The following is a 14,911-nucleotide window of genomic DNA, read 5'->3' as shown; positions in this document are numbered from 1 at the left end:
GTCGTGCCTGCGCCTTCGTCGCACCTTGGTGGTGCATGCTCTGCCCAGGCGTGTCAGGGACGAGGCAGTGAGGTGACGACGACCGTGGTCGACGAGAGCACGACGTCACGCCGGCGTGTGGGTCCGGTGCAGCGACTGCGGGCGTTCGGGCGCCCGCCGCGGCTCCTCGGGATCGACGTGGCGCGGGGACTCGCCGTGCTCGGGATGGTCGGAGCCCACCTCGGGGACACCCCCGACGACGTCACCTGGTCGGACCCATCGACCTGGGACGGCCTCGTCGACGGTCGCTCGTCGCTGCTGTTCGCGATGCTCGCCGGCGTCTCCATCACGCTCATCAGCCGCGGCAGGGTGCGTCGGGACGACCACCGTCTGCAGGTGACCCTCGTGCGCCGCGGCCTCGCGGTGCTGGCGATCGGCTTGGTGATCGAGCTCCTGAACACCGGCGTGGCCGTCATCCTCCCGCTGTACGGGATCCTGTTCGTCCTCTCCACCCTCGTGCTGCACTGGACCACACGACGACTCTGGATCGTGTCGGCGTCACTGGCCGTCCTCGGCCCCTTCGTGGTGGCCCTGCTGCACGCCCTGAGCCTCGACGCCTACGGTCCAGGGCTCAACCTGACGCTCTTCGGGCTGTACCCCGTCACGGCCTGGCTTGCCATGCTCCTCGCCGGGATGGCGATCGGACGGCTGCAGCTCACCGACGTCCGCACCGGCGCCGCGCTGCTGCTCGGCGGGATCGTGCTCGCCGCGTTCGGGTACGGGGCCGGCCACCTCATCGGGTCGGACCGGGACGAGCCCGTCGCCTACCTCTTCGGACCGGACTACACCGACGAGGACGGCAACGCGACGAACGAGCCCGGCTACCTGACCCGTCTGCGGGAGTCCGACGAGATCGAGCGCGTGTGGAGCACGGCGATGCAGTACAAGCCTCACACGGGCGGGGCGCCCGAGATCGTCGGGTCCGGCGGCTTCGCCGTGGCCGTCACCGGGCTCAGCCTGCTCCTCGCGCGACCGCTGCGGCTGCTGCTGCTCCCGCTCGCAGCGCTGGGCTCGATGCCGCTGACCGCGTACACGGGGCACCTGCTCCTGGCGGTGGGCCTCGCCGGCGGCCCGTTCGGCGGCTACGACGACCCCACCAACACCTTGTGGGGCTGGACGTCGCTCGCGATGGTCGTGATCGCGACCGGCTGGGTGGCGCTCGTCGGCCGCGGACCCCTCGAACGCCTCGTCGCCGGGGTGAGCGCCCTCCCGCCCGGACCGGGCGCGACTCCCGCGCCGGAAGACGCCGACGCGTCGCGGTAAAGTCGTTGTGGGCCCGTTGCTCCTCCCTATCTAGAGGACTTCAGGTCAAGGCCTCGCCGTGGTGCACCAACACCCGGCGAGGCCGTCCTCGTCTCGGGCACCTAGGACGCGTGGTGCTCCTTGTGCCACGCCACGAGCGCGTTCGCGTGGCCGTGCCCGAGGCCGTGCTCGGACTTCAGCACCGCCACCTTCTCCATGTGCTTCGCGTCGCCCAGCGCGCTGATGACACCCATCCAGTGGTCGATCGACTTCCCGTAGGTCCTCTCGATCGACGGGAAGTACGACGCGGGGCCCTTCGTGGGCCACTCCTGCTCAGCCATGGCCCGAGCGTAGGCCTCGGACGTAGCCTGAGGCCATGGTCGACGACGCTCCCGCACCGCTCACGCCGCTCGACGAGGACTGGGAGCGCGCTCTCGTGGTGGTCGCCCACCCCGACGACGTCGAGTTCGGTGCCGCGGCCGCCGTCGCCCGGTGGACGGACCAGGGCAAGACCGTCGTCTACTGCATGGTCACCAGCGGCGAGGCCGGCATCGACGCGCTCCCGCCGGACGAGTGCCGCACGGTGCGGGAGGCCGAGCAGATCGAGTCCGCGCGCGTGGTCGGCGTCGACGTCGTGGAGTTCCTCGGCTTCCCCGACGGCGTCGTCGAGCCGACGATCGCCCTGCGCGCCGCCATCGCCGAGCAGGTGCGCCGACACCGTCCCGACGTGGTCGTCACCGGCAACCACCACGACACCTGGGGCGGCAGCTCGCCCAACCAGGCCGACCACATCGCCGTCGGGCGGGCCACCATCCACGCCGTGCAGGACGCGGGGAACCGGTGGATCCACCGCGAGCAGCTGACCGACGGGCTCGAGCCGTGGGGCGACGTCCGTCAGGTCTGGGTGGCGGGCTCCCCCGTCGCCGGGCACGGCGTCGACACGACCGCCACGTTCGACCGTGGCGTCGCCTCGCTCGAGGCGCACCGTGCCTACATCGACGGGTTGGGCTGGGAGCACTTCGACGCCGCCGAGTTCCTCGAGGGCATGTCGCGCCCCACCGGTTCACGCCTGGGCGTGACCCACGGCGCCGCCTTCGAGGTCGTCTCGATGACCTGGGGCGAATGACCCGCGTCGTCGCCACGGGCCGTCGTAGGCTCCGAGCGTGACCTCCGTGCAGCACGTGCCCTCGTTCACCGTCGCGCAGCGCTTCGCGATGACCACCAACCGCTACGAGGTGGTCGCCTCCGACGGCACGCCCGTCGGCTTCGCCGAGCAGAAGCGCATGGCCCTCAAGGAGAAGGTGACGTTCTTCGCCGACGAGTCCCGCACCCGGCCCGCCTTCTCCTTCACCGCGCGCAACGTGATGGACCTCGGTGGCGGCTACGACGTGGCCGATGCCGAGGGCGCCTCGCTCGGCTCGTTCCGCAAGCTCTTCGGCCAGAGCCTCCTGCGCACCACGTTCGTCCTCGAGGGCGACGGGTTCACGGGCACCGGGCAGGAGCGCAGCCAGCTCGTCGCCGTGCTGCGGCGCTTCACCGACGTGCCGTTCCTGCGCTTCCACTTCGACGTCGTCGACGACGCCACCGGATCACCGCTGATGTCGGTCGAGCGCGCGGCGTCGGTGCGTGACCGCTACGAGGTCTCGGTACCGGACCCGCGCGTGGACGTGCGGCTGGCCGCCGCCTTCGCGGTGGGTCTCGACGCCCTGCTGGGGCGCTAGACCGCGACCACGCTGCCCTGACAAGCAGAGAGCCCGCCGTCCTGTGGGACGCCGGGCTCATCGTGCTCCCCCGATTGGACTCGAACCAATAACCCTTCGATTAACAGTCGAATGCTCTGCCAATTGAGCTACGGGGGAATGGCTCCCACTTGGGGAGCACGATCGCATACTCTACCAACCTCCTGGCGCAGTCGTGACACAGCCCGGTCCCCCGTGCGTCGTGCCGTCGAGACGCTCATGCCGAGGTGCTGCGCCACGTCGGCCCAGGGCGTCGGACAGGTCCCGTCGGGAGCCCTCGCGTACCGCAGGAGGAGCACGTCGCGCTCCTGCGTCGTCAGGGCTGCGAGGTCGTCGAGGACCGCCGGGCTCTCCGGTCCACACGCGGCCGACGCGGGCTCCGGCACCACCTCGTGCGGCACCTCGAGGCGGGCCCGGCGGTGCTCCTGCAGCGCACGGGTGATCCATGGCCAGGCGTACGTCGCAAGGCGGGCCCCGCGGTCGGGGTCGAAGCGGGCCACGGCGGCCAGGAGGGCCATCGCGCCGACCTGGAAGGCGTCGTCGATCTCGCCCGGTCCGAATCCGAGGGCCCGCACCCGCATCGCCGCCAGGCGCAACGAGCCACGCGCCAGCGCTTCGCGCGCCTGGAGGTCGCCGGAGCGGGACGCCAGCGCGAGCCGTCGCTCCTCCCCCGGCGCCAGCGGCGCTTCCTGCAGGAGACGACGTACCAGGTCCATGGCTCCACCGTGCTGCGCGGAGACGAAGGGATCCAGGGTGCTCAGAGCGACTGTGGACGGCGGTGCGGGACCACTCCCGACCCGACCCGCGGCTGGGGACGAGCCGCTGGAGCTACTCGCCGCCGAAGGTCTTGTCGCGCAGCTCGCGGAACTCGCCCTGGCGAGCGAGCAGCTGGCTGAACACCTCGCGGTACTCGTCCGGCTGCTCCGCCGGGTCGGTGCGCTGCAGCTTGGACCGCAGGTCCTCCACCAGACGCCCCACCGTGAGCAGACGGAGCCGGGCCATGACCGCGGTCACCACGCGCGCCGTGGAACCCTCGGTGGAGCTCAACGGCTCCATGGCGGCCAGGCTCAGCACCCGGCGCAGGTCGTCGGAGACCAGCGCGTCGGAGACCCGCGGCACGAACGTGGGGTCGGTCTGCTCCGGCAGGCCGACCTTCTGCATGGTGCGCCAGATCTCCTGTGCCACCGGGTGCGTGAAGTCGTCGTCGTCGAGGCTCTCGGCCGGGACGCGAGCCAGGTGAGGGTGCTGCGCGAGGGCCTTCAGCGCCTCGCGCTCGTCGGCGAACTGGCGCGCCCCGAAGCTGACGAAGGGCTGCGGCGGCGGGGCCGGCGCGGGCGTCTCGGCCTGCTGCGTCGGCACCCGACGCTCCGGCTTGACCGCCGGCTTGTACCGACGGTGCTCCGTGCGCACCTGGTCGACGTCGACGCCGACGCGCGTGGCCACCTCGCGCAGGAACTCCTCGACCTTGCTCTTGTCGCGGATGGACGTGGCCAGGCCGACGGCCTCGCGCACGGCGTCGACGCGCTGGTCGGCGCGGTCGAGGTCGTACCGGGTGAGCACGTTGTCGAGCACGAACCGGTACAGCGGGATGCGCGCGTCGACGAGTGCCCGCACGCCGGCGTCGCCGTCGGCCAGACGCAGGTCGCACGGGTCCATCCCCCGCGGCTCCACCGCGACGTAGGTCTGCGCGGCGAACTGCTGGTCGCCCTCGAAGGCCTTCATCGCGGCACGCTGGCCGGCCTCGTCGCCGTCGAAGGTGAACACGACCTCCCCGTGCATCGCACCGTCGTCGAGCAGGATGCGTCGCAGCACCTTGGCGTGACCCTCGCCGAACGCCGTGCCACAGGTGGCCACGGCGGTGCGCACACCGGCCTCGTGGCAGGCCATCACGTCGGTGTAGCCCTCGACCACCACGGCCCGGCTCTCCGAGGAGATCTGGCGCCGTGCGAGGTCGACCCCGTAGAGCACCTGGCTCTTCTTGTAGATCGGCGACTCGGACGTGTTCACGTACTTGCCCTGCATGAAGTCGTCCTCGAACATCCGCCGGGCACCGAACCCGATGATCTCGCTCGTCATCTCGCGGATGGGCCACAGCAGCCGGCCCTGGAAGGCGTCGAACAGCCCGCGGCTGGAGCGCCGGGCCAGCCCACCGGTCACCAGCTCGTCGTCGGTGAAGCCCTTGCCCTTGAGGTGGGCGATGAGGGCGGTGCCCGACCTCGGGGCCCAGCCCATCGCGAACGTCTCGGCCGCGCGCTGGTCGAAGCCACGGTCGGTCACGAACTGGCGCCCCGGCGACGCCTCGGGGGCCGAGGCGAGGGTCTGCGCGTAGAACTCGCCGGCCAGGCGGTGGGCCTCGAGGAGCCGCTGACGCTGCTGGGGGTCGCGACGAGGCCCGCGCGACTCGCCCTCCTCGTAGCGCAGCTGGATGCCGTACTTGGCCGCCAACCGCTCCATCGACTCGACGAAGCTCAGGCCCTCGATCTTCTGGATGAAGGCGATCGCGTCGCCGCCCTCGCCGCAGCCGAAGCAGTGGAAGGTGCCGCGCGCGGGGTTGGCGTGGAACGACGGGGTCTTCTCGTCGTGGAACGGGCACAGGCCCTTCATGGCCCCGCCGGAGCGGCGCAGCGTGACGTACTGCTCGACGACCTCGTCGATGCGGGCGCGTTCACGGACGAGCTGGATGTCCTCGTCGTTGATCAGTCCCGCCACGAGACGATCCTAGGCCGTGGCCGTCAACCGAGGAGCCGGTCGGCCCACAGCCGGGCCGACACGTCGGTCAGGCCGGCCACCTGGTCGATCACGACCCTGGTGCGCGCCGCGTCGTCGTCGGCACGCAGGAGGTCGGCGCGGAACTCCGGCTCCAGGTGCTCGTCGCCCGTGGCCACCAGCAGCGCGACGAGCGAGCCGAGCGCCTCGCGCTGGGCGGTGAGCTGCCGAGCGCGGTCGTCCGACCGCATCACGTAGTGCGCCGCGATGGACTTGAGTACGACGATCTCGTCGCGGGTGTCGGCCGGCACCTCCAGGTCGGCGCCGTAGCGGGTGAGCGGGCCCGGCCCCCAACGCTCGACCGTCGCTCTCTCCGCGGACACCGCGAACCGGCCGATCAGACCGCTGGTCAGGCTCTTCAGCACCGCGTGCGCCTCACGACTCCCGTCGAAGTCCTCGCGCGGCCACTCCGGCATCGCGCGCAGCCTCTCGAGCGCCGCACCGAGACGGTCGTCGTCGGCGTCGGGGTCGTACCAGTCGCGCGCCACGTGGTAGACGTTCGCCAGGTCGAGACGCCCGGGCAGCAGGCTGAACCACCCGCCCACCACGGCGTCCTCCACGTCGTGCACGGAGTAGGCGATGTCGTCGGCCAGGTCCATCACCTGCGCCTCGACCGGACGGCGACCCTCCGGAGCACCGAGCCGCAGCCAGTCGAAGATCGGCCGGTCGTCGGCGTAGACGCCGAACTTCGGGCCGCCGTCCGGCGCGTCGCCGCGCGCCCACGGGTACTTCACGCAGGCAGCCAGGGTCGCGCGCGTGAGGTTCAGCCCCACACTCCGGCCGTCGGCGTCGACCGTCTTGGCCTCCAGCCGGCTGAGGATGCGCAGCGTCTGGGCGTTGCCCTCGAACCCGCCGACGTCGCGAGCGGCCAGGTCCAGGGCCACCTCGCCGTTGTGACCGAACGGCGGGTGCCCGAGGTCGTGCGAGAGGGCCGCGCAGTCGACGACGTCGGGGTCGCAGCCGAGCGTGGCGCCCAGCTCGCGCGCCACCTGCGCGACCTCGAGGGTGTGGGTGAGCCGGTTGCGGACGAAGTCGTCGAACCCGGCGCCCATCACCTGGGTCTTGGCCGAGAGCCTGCGCAGCGCCGCGGAGTGCACCACGCGTCCGCGGTCGCGCTCGAACGGGGTGCGTCCGGCCCGCTTCGTCGGCTCCGCGACGACCCGCGCCCGCGACTCGATGCCGTACGGACTCTCCACGGCGGGAACGCTACCGCGTGGTGCAGCCACGGCGGCAGCGCACGGCGTGCCAGGCTGTCGTTGTGCTCTCCACGGTCGCGGTGCTCTCCGACGTCCACGGCGTGCTGCCCGCGCTGGAGGCCGTGCTCGCCGAGCCGGGCGTGGCCGACGCCGACCTCGTCGTCGTCACCGGCGACCACACGTGGGGGCCGCAGCCGGCCGAGGTGCTCGACCGGCTCCGGGGCCTCGGTGCGGCGGTCCTGCTGGTGCGCGGCAATGCCGACCGCGAGCTGCTGCAGATGTCGCGCGGCATCGACGTCGGCCTCGCGGACGACCCCCTCTCCGTGTGGGGAGCCGGCCAGATGACCGCGGCGCACCAGGAGCTGCTCGACGCGATGCCGGAGCAGGTGACGCTGGAGATCCAGGGGTTTGGTCCCGTCCGCTTCTGCCACGCCACACCCCGCGACGACCAGGAGGTCGTGCTCGTCGACAGCCGGCTCGAGCGGTGGGCCGAGGTGCTCGCCGACCTGCCCGACGACGTCCGTACGGTCGTCTGCGGCCACACCCACATGCCGTACCTGCGGCTCGTCGACCGTCGCCTGGTCGTGAACCCCGGCAGCGTCGGGCTCCCGTACGGGCACGACGGCGCGAGCTGGGCAGTGCTGTCGGGCGGGCAGGTCACGTTCGGGCGGACCGCCCTCGACCACGACCAGCTGGTGCGCGACGTCGTCGCGGGATCGAGCTGGTCGGGGGTGGCGGCCTGGGCCGAGGAGACGCTGCTCCGCCCAGCCGGCGACGTCGAGGCCCTCACCACCTTCGGCCCCCGCGACGGACGCTGAGGCCCGCACTGACCCTGATTCTCCCCCACTCACCTCTGCGGGCACGCCGGGGTGAGTCGCAGAAGACCGAGGTGAGCTCGTGATTCCCATCAGCTGATGGGAATCGCTGGTCCAGCCCCGGAGGCGCGAACCGGGTCAGAAGCGGCCGTTGCGGGGGCGGGGCTGGCAGCGGGGGCAGGTGAAGGAGCTGCGGTTCATGAACGCGTCGCGGCGGATGGGGGTGCCGCAGCGCGGGCAGGGCTCGCCCTCCTGGCCGTAGGCGGCGAGGGAGCGGTCGAAGTAGCCGCTCTGGCCGTTCACGTTCACGTACAGCGCGTCGAAGGAGGTGCCGCCCTGCTCGAGCGCCTCACCCATCACGTCGACGACGTGGCCCAGCAGCGACTCGACCTCGCGCACCCTCAGGTTCTCGGTGGCGCGTGCGTAGTGCAGCGGCACGCGCCACAACGACTCGTCGGCGTAGATGTTGCCGACCCCCGACACGAGCGTCTGGTCCAGCAGCGCCCTCTTGACGCCCGTGCGGCGTCGGCGCAGGCGCGCGGCGAACAGGTCGGGGTCGAACGAGGGGTCGAGCGGGTCGCGGGCGATGTGGCCGATGGTCGTCGGGACCTGCTCGTCGTCCACGTCGGCGAGCATCATGCCGCCGAAGATCCGCTGGTCGACGAACCTCAGCTGCCGACCGTCGTCCAGGTCCAGCACGATGCGCAGGTGCCTGGGCGCGGGGGCGTCGGCGTCGCTGATGAGCATCTGCCCGCTCATGCCGAGGTGGCACAACAGCGCCTCGTCGCCGTCGAGCACCAGCCACAGGTACTTGCCCCGACGCCGCGCCGACGCGACGCGCCGGCCGACGAGCCGCGGGACGAAGTCGGCGGCGCCGGGCAGGTGGCGCTTCAGCGAGCGCACGTCGTGCACCGTGACGGCCGTGACCGTGCGGCCGACGACATGGGTGTCCAGGCCCCGCCGGACGACCTCGACCTCGGGCAGCTCAGGCACGAACCGCTCAGACCTCGACGGCGTCGGCCGGGCTCACCTCGGCCGTGATGGCCCGCCACGCGATCTCGGCGACCTGCTGCTCGGCCTCCTTCTTGGAACGACCGGTGCCGCCCTCGTACCGCCGGTCCCCGACGAGCACGGCCGCCGCGAACGTCTTGTCGTGGTCGGGGCCCTCGCTCTCGATCGCATAGCGCGGCACGCCGAGGTCGTGGTTGGCGGCGATCTCCTGCAGCGAGGTCTTCCAGTCCAGACCCGCGCCCAGGTCGGCGGCACGGGCGATGAACGGGTCGAAGACCGTGTGCACGACCTCCGAGGCACGCTCGATGCCGAACTGCACGTAGATCGCCCCGATGACGGCCTCGACGGTGTCGGAGAGGATCGACGACTTGTTGCGTCCGCCCGTGGCCTCCTCGCCGCGGCCCAGACGGATGTGGGAGCCGAGGTCGAGGGTGTGCGCGACCTCGGCGAGCGCCTTGGCACTCACGACGGCGGCCCGCAGCTTGGCGAGCCGCCCCTCGGCGAGGTCGGGGTGGTTGGTGAAGAGCGCGTCCGTGACGACGAGACCCAGCACCGAGTCGCCCAGGAACTCCAGGCGCTCGTTGTTGGGCAGTCCACCGTTCTCGTACGCGTACGAGCGGTGCGTCAGGGCGTGCTCGAGGAGATCGGCGTCCAGGTCGGGGACGCCGAGCACCTCCCTCAGGGCTTCGTGGCCCTGAGGATCAGAGGACCTGTCGACGCTCACCGCGCGCGCCGTACTGGCCGCACTCACCGCACGCACGGTGCGGGACGACCTTCGAGTCGCAGGCGGGGTTGGCGCAGTCGACGAGGGTGGTCGCCGTGGTCTTCCACTGCGAACGGCGGTGGCGCGTGTTGCTGCGCGACATCTTCCGCTTCGGAACTGCCACGATCTACTCCTTGTTCGGCCCCGGGACATCGCCCGGGAGGTTCTGGGTCAAGCGGCCCAACGACGCCCAGCGGGGGTCGATCGGATCGCCGTGTGTGTGGTCTGGATCGTCCGCGAGGCGCGCCCCGCACTCGGGGCACAGTCCCGGACATTCCGGATCACACACGGGGTTGAGCGGCAGTGCGAGCACCACCGCGTCCCGCAGGACGGGTTCGAGGTCGAGCAGGTCGTCCTCGAGGGCCGGAAGCTCGTCTTCCTCCCCGTCCTCCTCAGCACCGTCGCCGGCGCCGATCGGGTCGTACAGGTACAGCTCCTGCAGGTCCACCACGACGGTGTCGTCGAGTCGGTCCAGGCAGCGGACGCACTCGCCCACTGCTCGCGCCGAGGCGGTGCCGGTGGCCAGCACCCCGTCCATGACGGCCTCGAGCCGGAGCTCGAGATCGATGGACGATCCCTCGGGCACGCCGTAGACGTCGTGGCCCAGATCCGCAGGCGCCTCGATGGTCCTGGTGAACGTACGCTCGGTCCCTGGTCGGCGTCCCAACACCTGGGTGTCGAAGACCAAGGGGCCCGGTTGCACGTTCACGTCCGTCCGTCGATGTGCACAGCAGATCACAGCCTGCAAGCAGGCCGCCGTCCATCATAACCGGTGCCCGCGCCGCGACACCAATCGCGTACCTGCACCCTCCGACCCGCCCGGGCCCTCCGGGGCTCCCCCCGGAGCGACGGGCCCCCGTATGTCGGTGGATGGTGGGACCCTCGAGCCGTGGAGACGTCGGCGGAGCGCGAGGGAACGGTGCTGCACGCCGACCTCGACTCCTTCTTCGCCTCCGTCGAGATCCGCGACGACCCCGCGCTGCGCGGTCGTCCGGTGGCCGTCGGCGGGGGCGTGGTCATGGCCGCCTCCTACGAGGCACGCGCCCGAGGCGTGAAGGGGGCGATGGGGCTGCGGCAGGCCCTCCGGCTGTGCCCCGACCTGGTGGTGGTGCCGCCCCGTCCGGCGGCCTACACGCAGGCCAGCCGCGAGGTGTTCGCCGTCTTCGACGACACCACCCCGCTGGTCGAGGGCGTCTCGATCGACGAGGCGTTCCTCGAGGTCGGCGGCCTCCGCCGCATCCGGGGCGCACCGTCGCAGATCGCCACGCAGCTGCGCGCCGACGTGCGCGAGCGGGTCGGGCTGCCCATCTCGGTGGGCGTCGCGCGCACCAAGTACCTCGCCAAGGTCGGCAGCGCCATGGCCAAGCCCGACGGCCTGCTCGTGATCCCGCTCGACGACGAACGGCGCTTCCTGCTGTCCCTGCCGGTCCAGGCCCTGTGGGGCGTCGGGCCGCGCACCACCGAGAAGCTGCACGCCGCCCGCATCCGCACCATCGCCGACGTCGCCGCCCTGGAGCGCGGCGAGCTCGCCTCGCTGGTCGGTGCCGGTGCGGCCGCACACCTGCACGCCCTCGCCTCGGGCCACGACCCGCGGCGCGTGCGGGCCCGTCCGTCGCGGCGCTCCATGGGGGCCCAGCACGCCCTCGGCCGGGGTGAACGGGCCCCTCAGGAGGTCGAGGTGGTGCTCCTCGGCCTCGTCGACCGAGTGGCGCGGCGTCTGCGCTCGGCGGGGCGGACGGCGTCGACCGTGGTGCTGCGGGTGCGGTTCGACGACTTCACCAGCTCCACCACCTCGCACACGCTGCCCCGGCCGAGCGCCCACACCCAGGTGCTGCTCGAGGCGGTGATGCACCTGCTGCGGTCGCGTCACGGCGAGATCGCTCGGCGGGGCATCACCCTCGTCGGCTTCCAGGCCGCCGGCCTCGACGACCACGGCGAGCAGCTGCTGCTCCCGCTCACGGCCGCCGACGACCCCGGGCTCGACTCGGCGGTCGACGCCGTCCGTGATCGCTTCGGAGCACGCGCGGTGCGTCGAGGTGCCCAGCTCGGGCGGGGCGAGCGGCCCGCCATGCCGACGCTGCCGGACGACTGAGCCGTCCGCGGAGCTCAGGAGCGGCCGAAGACCTCGTCCAGGCGCGCGAGCACGAAGTCGGGCACCAGCCCGCTCACGTCTCCCCCGCCCTTCGCGACCTCCTTGACCAGGCTCGAGGCCAGGAAGGAGTACTCGGGACTGGTGGGGATGAACACGGTGTCGACGTCGGTGAGGCTGCCGTTCATCTGGGCCATCTGCAGCTCGTAGTCGAAGTCCGAGACCGCCCGCAGGCCCTTCACGATGGCCGACACGTCGTGCTCGGTGCAGAAGTCGACCAGCAGGCCCTGGAAGGAGTCCACCGACACGTTCGGCAGGTCGGAGGTGGCTCGGGCGAGCAGGTCCATGCGCTCCTCGAGCGAGAACAGGCTCTTCTTGTTCTCGTTGACCAGCACGGCCACGACCACCTCGTCGAACAGCCGGGAAGCCCGGCGCACGATGTCGAGGTGACCGTTGGTCACCGGGTCGAAGGAGCCGGGGCAGACGACACGGGTCACGGCGCCGACGCTATCAGGGCTCGTCGCTGCGGGCTCCGAACCACACGGTCGTCTCGCCGTGGGCCCGCTCCCGGAAGCCCTCGAAGCCCGGCGGCCACGCGAACGGCGTGCGGGTCGAGCGCTCCACCACCACCACGGCGTCGTCGGCCAGCACCGCGTGGAGCCCGGTGACGACGGCCGCGACGTCGTCGGTGCCGACGGCGTAGGGCGGGTCCAGGAGGACCAGGTCGTAGGGACCCGTCGCCGACCCGACGAAGCTCGCCGCGCTCGTGCGGTGCACGACGGCCTCGGCGCCGAGGTCGCGGACGTTCTGCTGTGCCACCTGCGCTGCCCGACGGTCGGACTCGACCAGGTCGGCCGAGGCGGCACCACGCGACAGCGCCTCGAGGGCGAGCGCACCGGACCCGGCGTAGACGTCGAGCACCCGGAGCCCGTCCAGGCCCCCGAACAGCGAGACCAACGACGCGAAGAGCGACTCGCGCACACGGTCGGACGTGGGACGGGTGCCGTCGCCGGGGGGCGTGCGGAGCCGGCGACCGCCCCACCGACCGGCGATCACCCGCGTCACGTGCGCTCCAGGTAGTCGGCCTGCCGGGACTCCTCGAGCCGGTCGACGGCGAGCCGCAGGTCCGGTGCCGAGTCGAGCGCGGGATCGGACTCGACGAAGGCGGTCGCGACCTCACGCGCGTCGGCGATGACCTTCTCGTCCTTGACCACCGACAGCAGGCGCAGGCTGCTGCGGATGCCCGACTGGGCGGCGCCCAGCACGTCGCCCTCGCGCCGCTGCTCGGCGTCGAGCCGCGACAGGGCGAAGCCGTCGGACGTGGACGCGACCGCGTCGAGACGCTCGCGCGACGGCGACTCCTCCTCCGCCGAGGTGACCAGCAGGCACAGGCCGGGGTGGCCACCACGCCCGACCCGTCCGCGCAGCTGATGCAGCTGCGACACCCCGAACCGCTCGGCGTCGACGACCACCATCACCGTGGCGTTGGGCACGTCGACCCCCACCTCGATCACCGTCGTGGCCACGAGCACGTCGATCTCGCCCCGCGCGAAGCCGGTCATCGTGGCGTCCTTCTCGTCGGCCGGCTGGCGTCCGTGCAGCATGCCCAGGCGCAGGCCCTCGAGCGGCCCGGCGGCCAGCTCGTCGTGCAGGTCGAGCAGGGACCGGGTCGGTGGGGCGTCGGGGTCGGCGGCCTCGACCGCTGCCCCTTCGGCGTCCTGACCGATCCGCGACACGACCACGTAGGCCTGGCGGCCCTCGGCGACCTCCTCGCGCACCCGGTCCCAGGCCCGGGCGAGCCAGTCGGGCCGCTCCGCCGCCGGGACCACGGTGGTCTGGATGGGCCGACGTCCGCCGGGCAGCTCGCTCAACGTCGAGGTCTCGAGGTCGCCGAACACCGTCATCGCGATCGTGCGCGGGATGGGCGTGGCCGTCATGACGAGGACGTGTGGCTTGACCTCCGTGCGGTCGACCAGCACGGCTCGCTGCTCGACGCCGAACCGGTGCTGCTCGTCGATCACCAGGAGCCCGAGCTCGGCCAGCTGCACGGTGTCCTGCAGCACCGCGTGGGTGCCGATGACGATCCCGGCGGCACCGGACGCGGCGTCGAGCAGGGCCTCCTTGCGCGCCTTGGCCCCCATGGACCCGGTGAGCAGCCGCACCCGCGTGCCCTCGGCCGCTCCCCCGAGCATCCCGCCCTGCGCGAGCGCCCCGAGCATGGCCGTGATGCCGCGGTGGTGCTGCGCGGCCAGCACCTCGGTGGGCGCCAGGAGCACGGCCTGCGCACCGTCGTCGACGACCTGGAGCATGGCCAGGAGCGCGACGATCGTCTTGCCCGAGCCGACCTCGCCCTGGAGCAGCCGGTGCATCGGGTGCTCGCGGGCCAGATCGGCCTCGATCTCGGCCACCACGGAACGCTGGCCGTCGGTGAGCGTGAACGGCAGCTGCTCCTCGAAGGCGTCGCGCAGACCGCCGACGCGACGGGGTCGCGGTGCTGCGGACTGGCCCAGGGCGGCGTGCCGACGCTGGGCGAACACCGTCTGCAGCACGAACGCCTCCTCGAAGCGGAAGCGGTCGCGCGCGAGCTGCCACTGCTCGGTGGAGCGGGGCCGGTGGATCATCTCGAACGCCTCGGCGGCGGCCGGCAGGCCCCGGGACGCCCGGACGCCGGCCGGGACCGGGTCCTCGACGTCGGCGATCGCCAGCACCGTCTCGACGGAGCGCTCGATGGCGAGCGAGGGGATCTTCGCGCTCGCCCGGTAGATCGGGATGATGCCGCGCGCGATCCGCCCCTCCATGGCGTCGGGGCCCTCGAGCGGCTCGTACAACGGGTGGGTGAGCTGGAGACGGCCGTTGAAGGCCCCGACCTCGCCGGCGAACAGCCCGACGGTGCCGGGCGCCAGCTGCGCCTGCCGCCACGGCTGGGAGAAGAAGGTGAGGGTGATCCGCGCGTTCCCGTCGGTGATGGTCACCTCCGTGCGGGTCTTGCGCCCGCCCGGCCCGAAGCGCCGGTTCACCGCCTCGACCACGCGGGCCATGACCGTGGCGTACTGGCCGACCTGGAGCGCCGCGAGGTCGGTCATCTCGCCCAGCGACACGTAGCGCCGCGGGTAGTGGCGCAGCAGGTCGTCGATGGTCTCGAGGCCGAGCGTGGCCAGCTTCTTGGCCGTCGCGTCGCCCACGACCGAGCGCAGCCGACGGTGCGGCGGGTTGGTCGGCGTGCCTGCGGGGGTCGTGCTCACTGCCCCACT

General features: G+C 72.3%; 16 protein-coding genes and 1 tRNA gene. 5 read left to right on the top strand and 12 right to left on the bottom strand.

The features are described from left to right. Positions 1-72: 72 nt before the first annotated feature. The gene (locus ASF37_RS12835) at positions 73-1,302 is read left to right on the top strand and encodes a heparan-alpha-glucosaminide N-acetyltransferase domain-containing protein (RefSeq protein ID WP_056581035.1); all 1,230 of its coding nucleotides are present in this window, start codon (positions 73-75) and stop codon (positions 1,300-1,302) included. 101 nt (positions 1,303-1,403) lie between these two features. Here the strand turns inward: ASF37_RS12835 and ASF37_RS12830 are convergent, their stop codons facing one another. Further along, a complete protein-coding gene (locus ASF37_RS12830) occupies positions 1,404-1,622 on the bottom strand; it encodes a DUF4287 domain-containing protein (protein WP_056581033.1) in 219 nt (72 codons plus the stop codon). A 35-nt stretch (positions 1,623-1,657) separates the two neighbouring features. Here ASF37_RS12830 and ASF37_RS12825 point away from each other — a divergent pair, with 35 nt between their 5' ends. Then, positions 1,658-2,407, top strand: a complete 750-nt coding sequence (locus ASF37_RS12825) for a PIG-L deacetylase family protein (RefSeq protein ID WP_055965481.1) — start codon at positions 1,658-1,660, stop codon at positions 2,405-2,407. A gap of 37 nt (positions 2,408-2,444) precedes the next feature. Further along, positions 2,445-3,002 (top strand): hypothetical protein, encoded by a 558-nt coding sequence (locus ASF37_RS12820; RefSeq protein ID WP_082506527.1) that lies wholly within the window; start codon positions 2,445-2,447, stop codon positions 3,000-3,002. Positions 3,003-3,067: 65 nt separating this feature from the next. On the opposite strand, the gene ASF37_RS12815 is transcribed toward ASF37_RS12820, so the two are convergent. The 4 genes from ASF37_RS12815 to ASF37_RS12805 all read right to left on the bottom strand — a co-directional run bounded on the left by ASF37_RS12815 (position 3,068) and on the right by ASF37_RS12805 (position 6,982). Beyond that, a tRNA-Asn gene (locus tag ASF37_RS12815) sits at positions 3,068-3,140 on the bottom strand. Then, positions 3,131-3,736: a sigma-70 family RNA polymerase sigma factor gene (locus ASF37_RS16950; protein WP_082480703.1), complete on the bottom strand. Its 606-nt coding sequence runs from the start codon at positions 3,734-3,736 to the stop codon at positions 3,131-3,133. The genes ASF37_RS12815 and ASF37_RS16950 overlap by 10 nt, the downstream gene beginning before the upstream one ends. Positions 3,737-3,848: 112 nt before the next feature. Next, positions 3,849-5,729 carry a DNA primase gene (gene dnaG / locus ASF37_RS12810; protein WP_056581031.1) on the bottom strand — a complete coding sequence of 627 codons (1,881 nt, stop codon included), beginning with the start codon at positions 5,727-5,729 and terminating at the stop codon, positions 3,849-3,851. Positions 5,730-5,752: 23 nt separating this feature from the next. Continuing rightward, the gene (locus ASF37_RS12805) at positions 5,753-6,982 is read right to left on the bottom strand and encodes a deoxyguanosinetriphosphate triphosphohydrolase (protein ID WP_055965474.1); all 1,230 of its coding nucleotides are present in this window, start codon (positions 6,980-6,982) and stop codon (positions 5,753-5,755) included. Between the two features lie 62 nt (positions 6,983-7,044). Between ASF37_RS12805 and ASF37_RS12800 the strand changes: the two genes are divergently transcribed. Next, entirely contained in the window at positions 7,045-7,800 is a 756-nt protein-coding gene (locus ASF37_RS12800; RefSeq protein WP_056581028.1) for a metallophosphoesterase, read from the top strand. 135 nt (positions 7,801-7,935) lie between these two features. Here ASF37_RS12800 and mutM read toward each other — a convergent pair whose 3' ends face one another. The 4 genes from mutM to ASF37_RS12780 are packed head-to-tail and all read right to left on the bottom strand — an operon-like array spanning position 7,936 to position 10,157. Further along, positions 7,936-8,790: a bifunctional DNA-formamidopyrimidine glycosylase/DNA-(apurinic or apyrimidinic site) lyase gene (gene mutM, locus ASF37_RS12795; RefSeq protein ID WP_055965468.1), complete on the bottom strand. Its 855-nt coding sequence runs from the start codon at positions 8,788-8,790 to the stop codon at positions 7,936-7,938. A 7-nt stretch (positions 8,791-8,797) separates the two neighbouring features. Continuing rightward, on the bottom strand, positions 8,798-9,532 hold the full coding sequence (rnc, locus tag ASF37_RS12790; protein ID WP_156364829.1) for a ribonuclease III: 735 nt from the start codon (positions 9,530-9,532) through the stop codon (positions 8,798-8,800). Continuing rightward, the gene (gene rpmF, locus ASF37_RS12785) at positions 9,510-9,695 is read right to left on the bottom strand and encodes a 50S ribosomal protein L32 (RefSeq protein WP_055965465.1); all 186 of its coding nucleotides are present in this window, start codon (positions 9,693-9,695) and stop codon (positions 9,510-9,512) included. Before rpmF ends, rnc begins: the two co-directional genes overlap by 23 nt. 3 nt (positions 9,696-9,698) lie before the next feature. Beyond that, entirely contained in the window at positions 9,699-10,157 is a 459-nt protein-coding gene (locus ASF37_RS12780) for a DUF177 domain-containing protein (RefSeq protein ID WP_311209400.1), read from the bottom strand. Between the two features lie 303 nt (positions 10,158-10,460). On the opposite strand from ASF37_RS12780, the gene dinB reads away from it, so the two are divergent. Continuing rightward, positions 10,461-11,663: a DNA polymerase IV gene (dinB, locus tag ASF37_RS12775; RefSeq protein WP_056581025.1), complete on the top strand. Its 1,203-nt coding sequence runs from the start codon at positions 10,461-10,463 to the stop codon at positions 11,661-11,663. A 14-nt stretch (positions 11,664-11,677) separates the two neighbouring features. Here the strand turns inward: dinB and coaD are convergent, their stop codons facing one another. From coaD to ASF37_RS12760, 3 genes are read right to left on the bottom strand one after another with little or no spacing between them, the layout of a single operon-like run. Next, positions 11,678-12,157 (bottom strand): pantetheine-phosphate adenylyltransferase, encoded by a 480-nt coding sequence (gene coaD, locus ASF37_RS12770; protein WP_055965456.1) that lies wholly within the window; start codon positions 12,155-12,157, stop codon positions 11,678-11,680. A 13-nt stretch (positions 12,158-12,170) separates the two neighbouring features. Beyond that, positions 12,171-12,725, bottom strand: a complete 555-nt coding sequence (gene rsmD, locus ASF37_RS12765) for a 16S rRNA (guanine(966)-N(2))-methyltransferase RsmD (RefSeq protein ID WP_055965453.1) — start codon at positions 12,723-12,725, stop codon at positions 12,171-12,173. Then, entirely contained in the window at positions 12,722-14,902 is a 2,181-nt protein-coding gene (locus ASF37_RS12760) for an ATP-dependent DNA helicase RecG (protein WP_056581022.1), read from the bottom strand. The genes rsmD and ASF37_RS12760 overlap by 4 nt, the downstream gene beginning before the upstream one ends. Positions 14,903-14,911 lie beyond the last annotated feature (9 nt).

The organism is Aeromicrobium sp. Leaf289 (assembly GCF_001423335.1).
Lineage (GTDB): Bacteria > Actinomycetota > Actinomycetes > Propionibacteriales > Nocardioidaceae > Aeromicrobium.
The sequence above is the reverse complement of the archived record's forward strand: the minus strand, read 5'-3'. Positions and strand labels throughout refer to the sequence as shown.

Excerpts from the sequence above, each read along its gene's own strand:
- ASF37_RS12830 (WP_056581033.1), bottom strand. The coding sequence starts at position 1,622 with ATGGCTGAGCAGGAGTGGCCCACGAAGGGCCCCGCGTCGTACTTCCCG.
- ASF37_RS12825 (WP_055965481.1), top strand. The coding sequence starts at position 1,658 with ATGGTCGACGACGCTCCCGCACCGCTCACGCCGCTCGACGAGGACTGG.
- ASF37_RS16950 (WP_082480703.1), bottom strand. The coding sequence starts at position 3,736 with ATGGACCTGGTACGTCGTCTCCTGCAGGAAGCGCCGCTGGCGCCGGGG.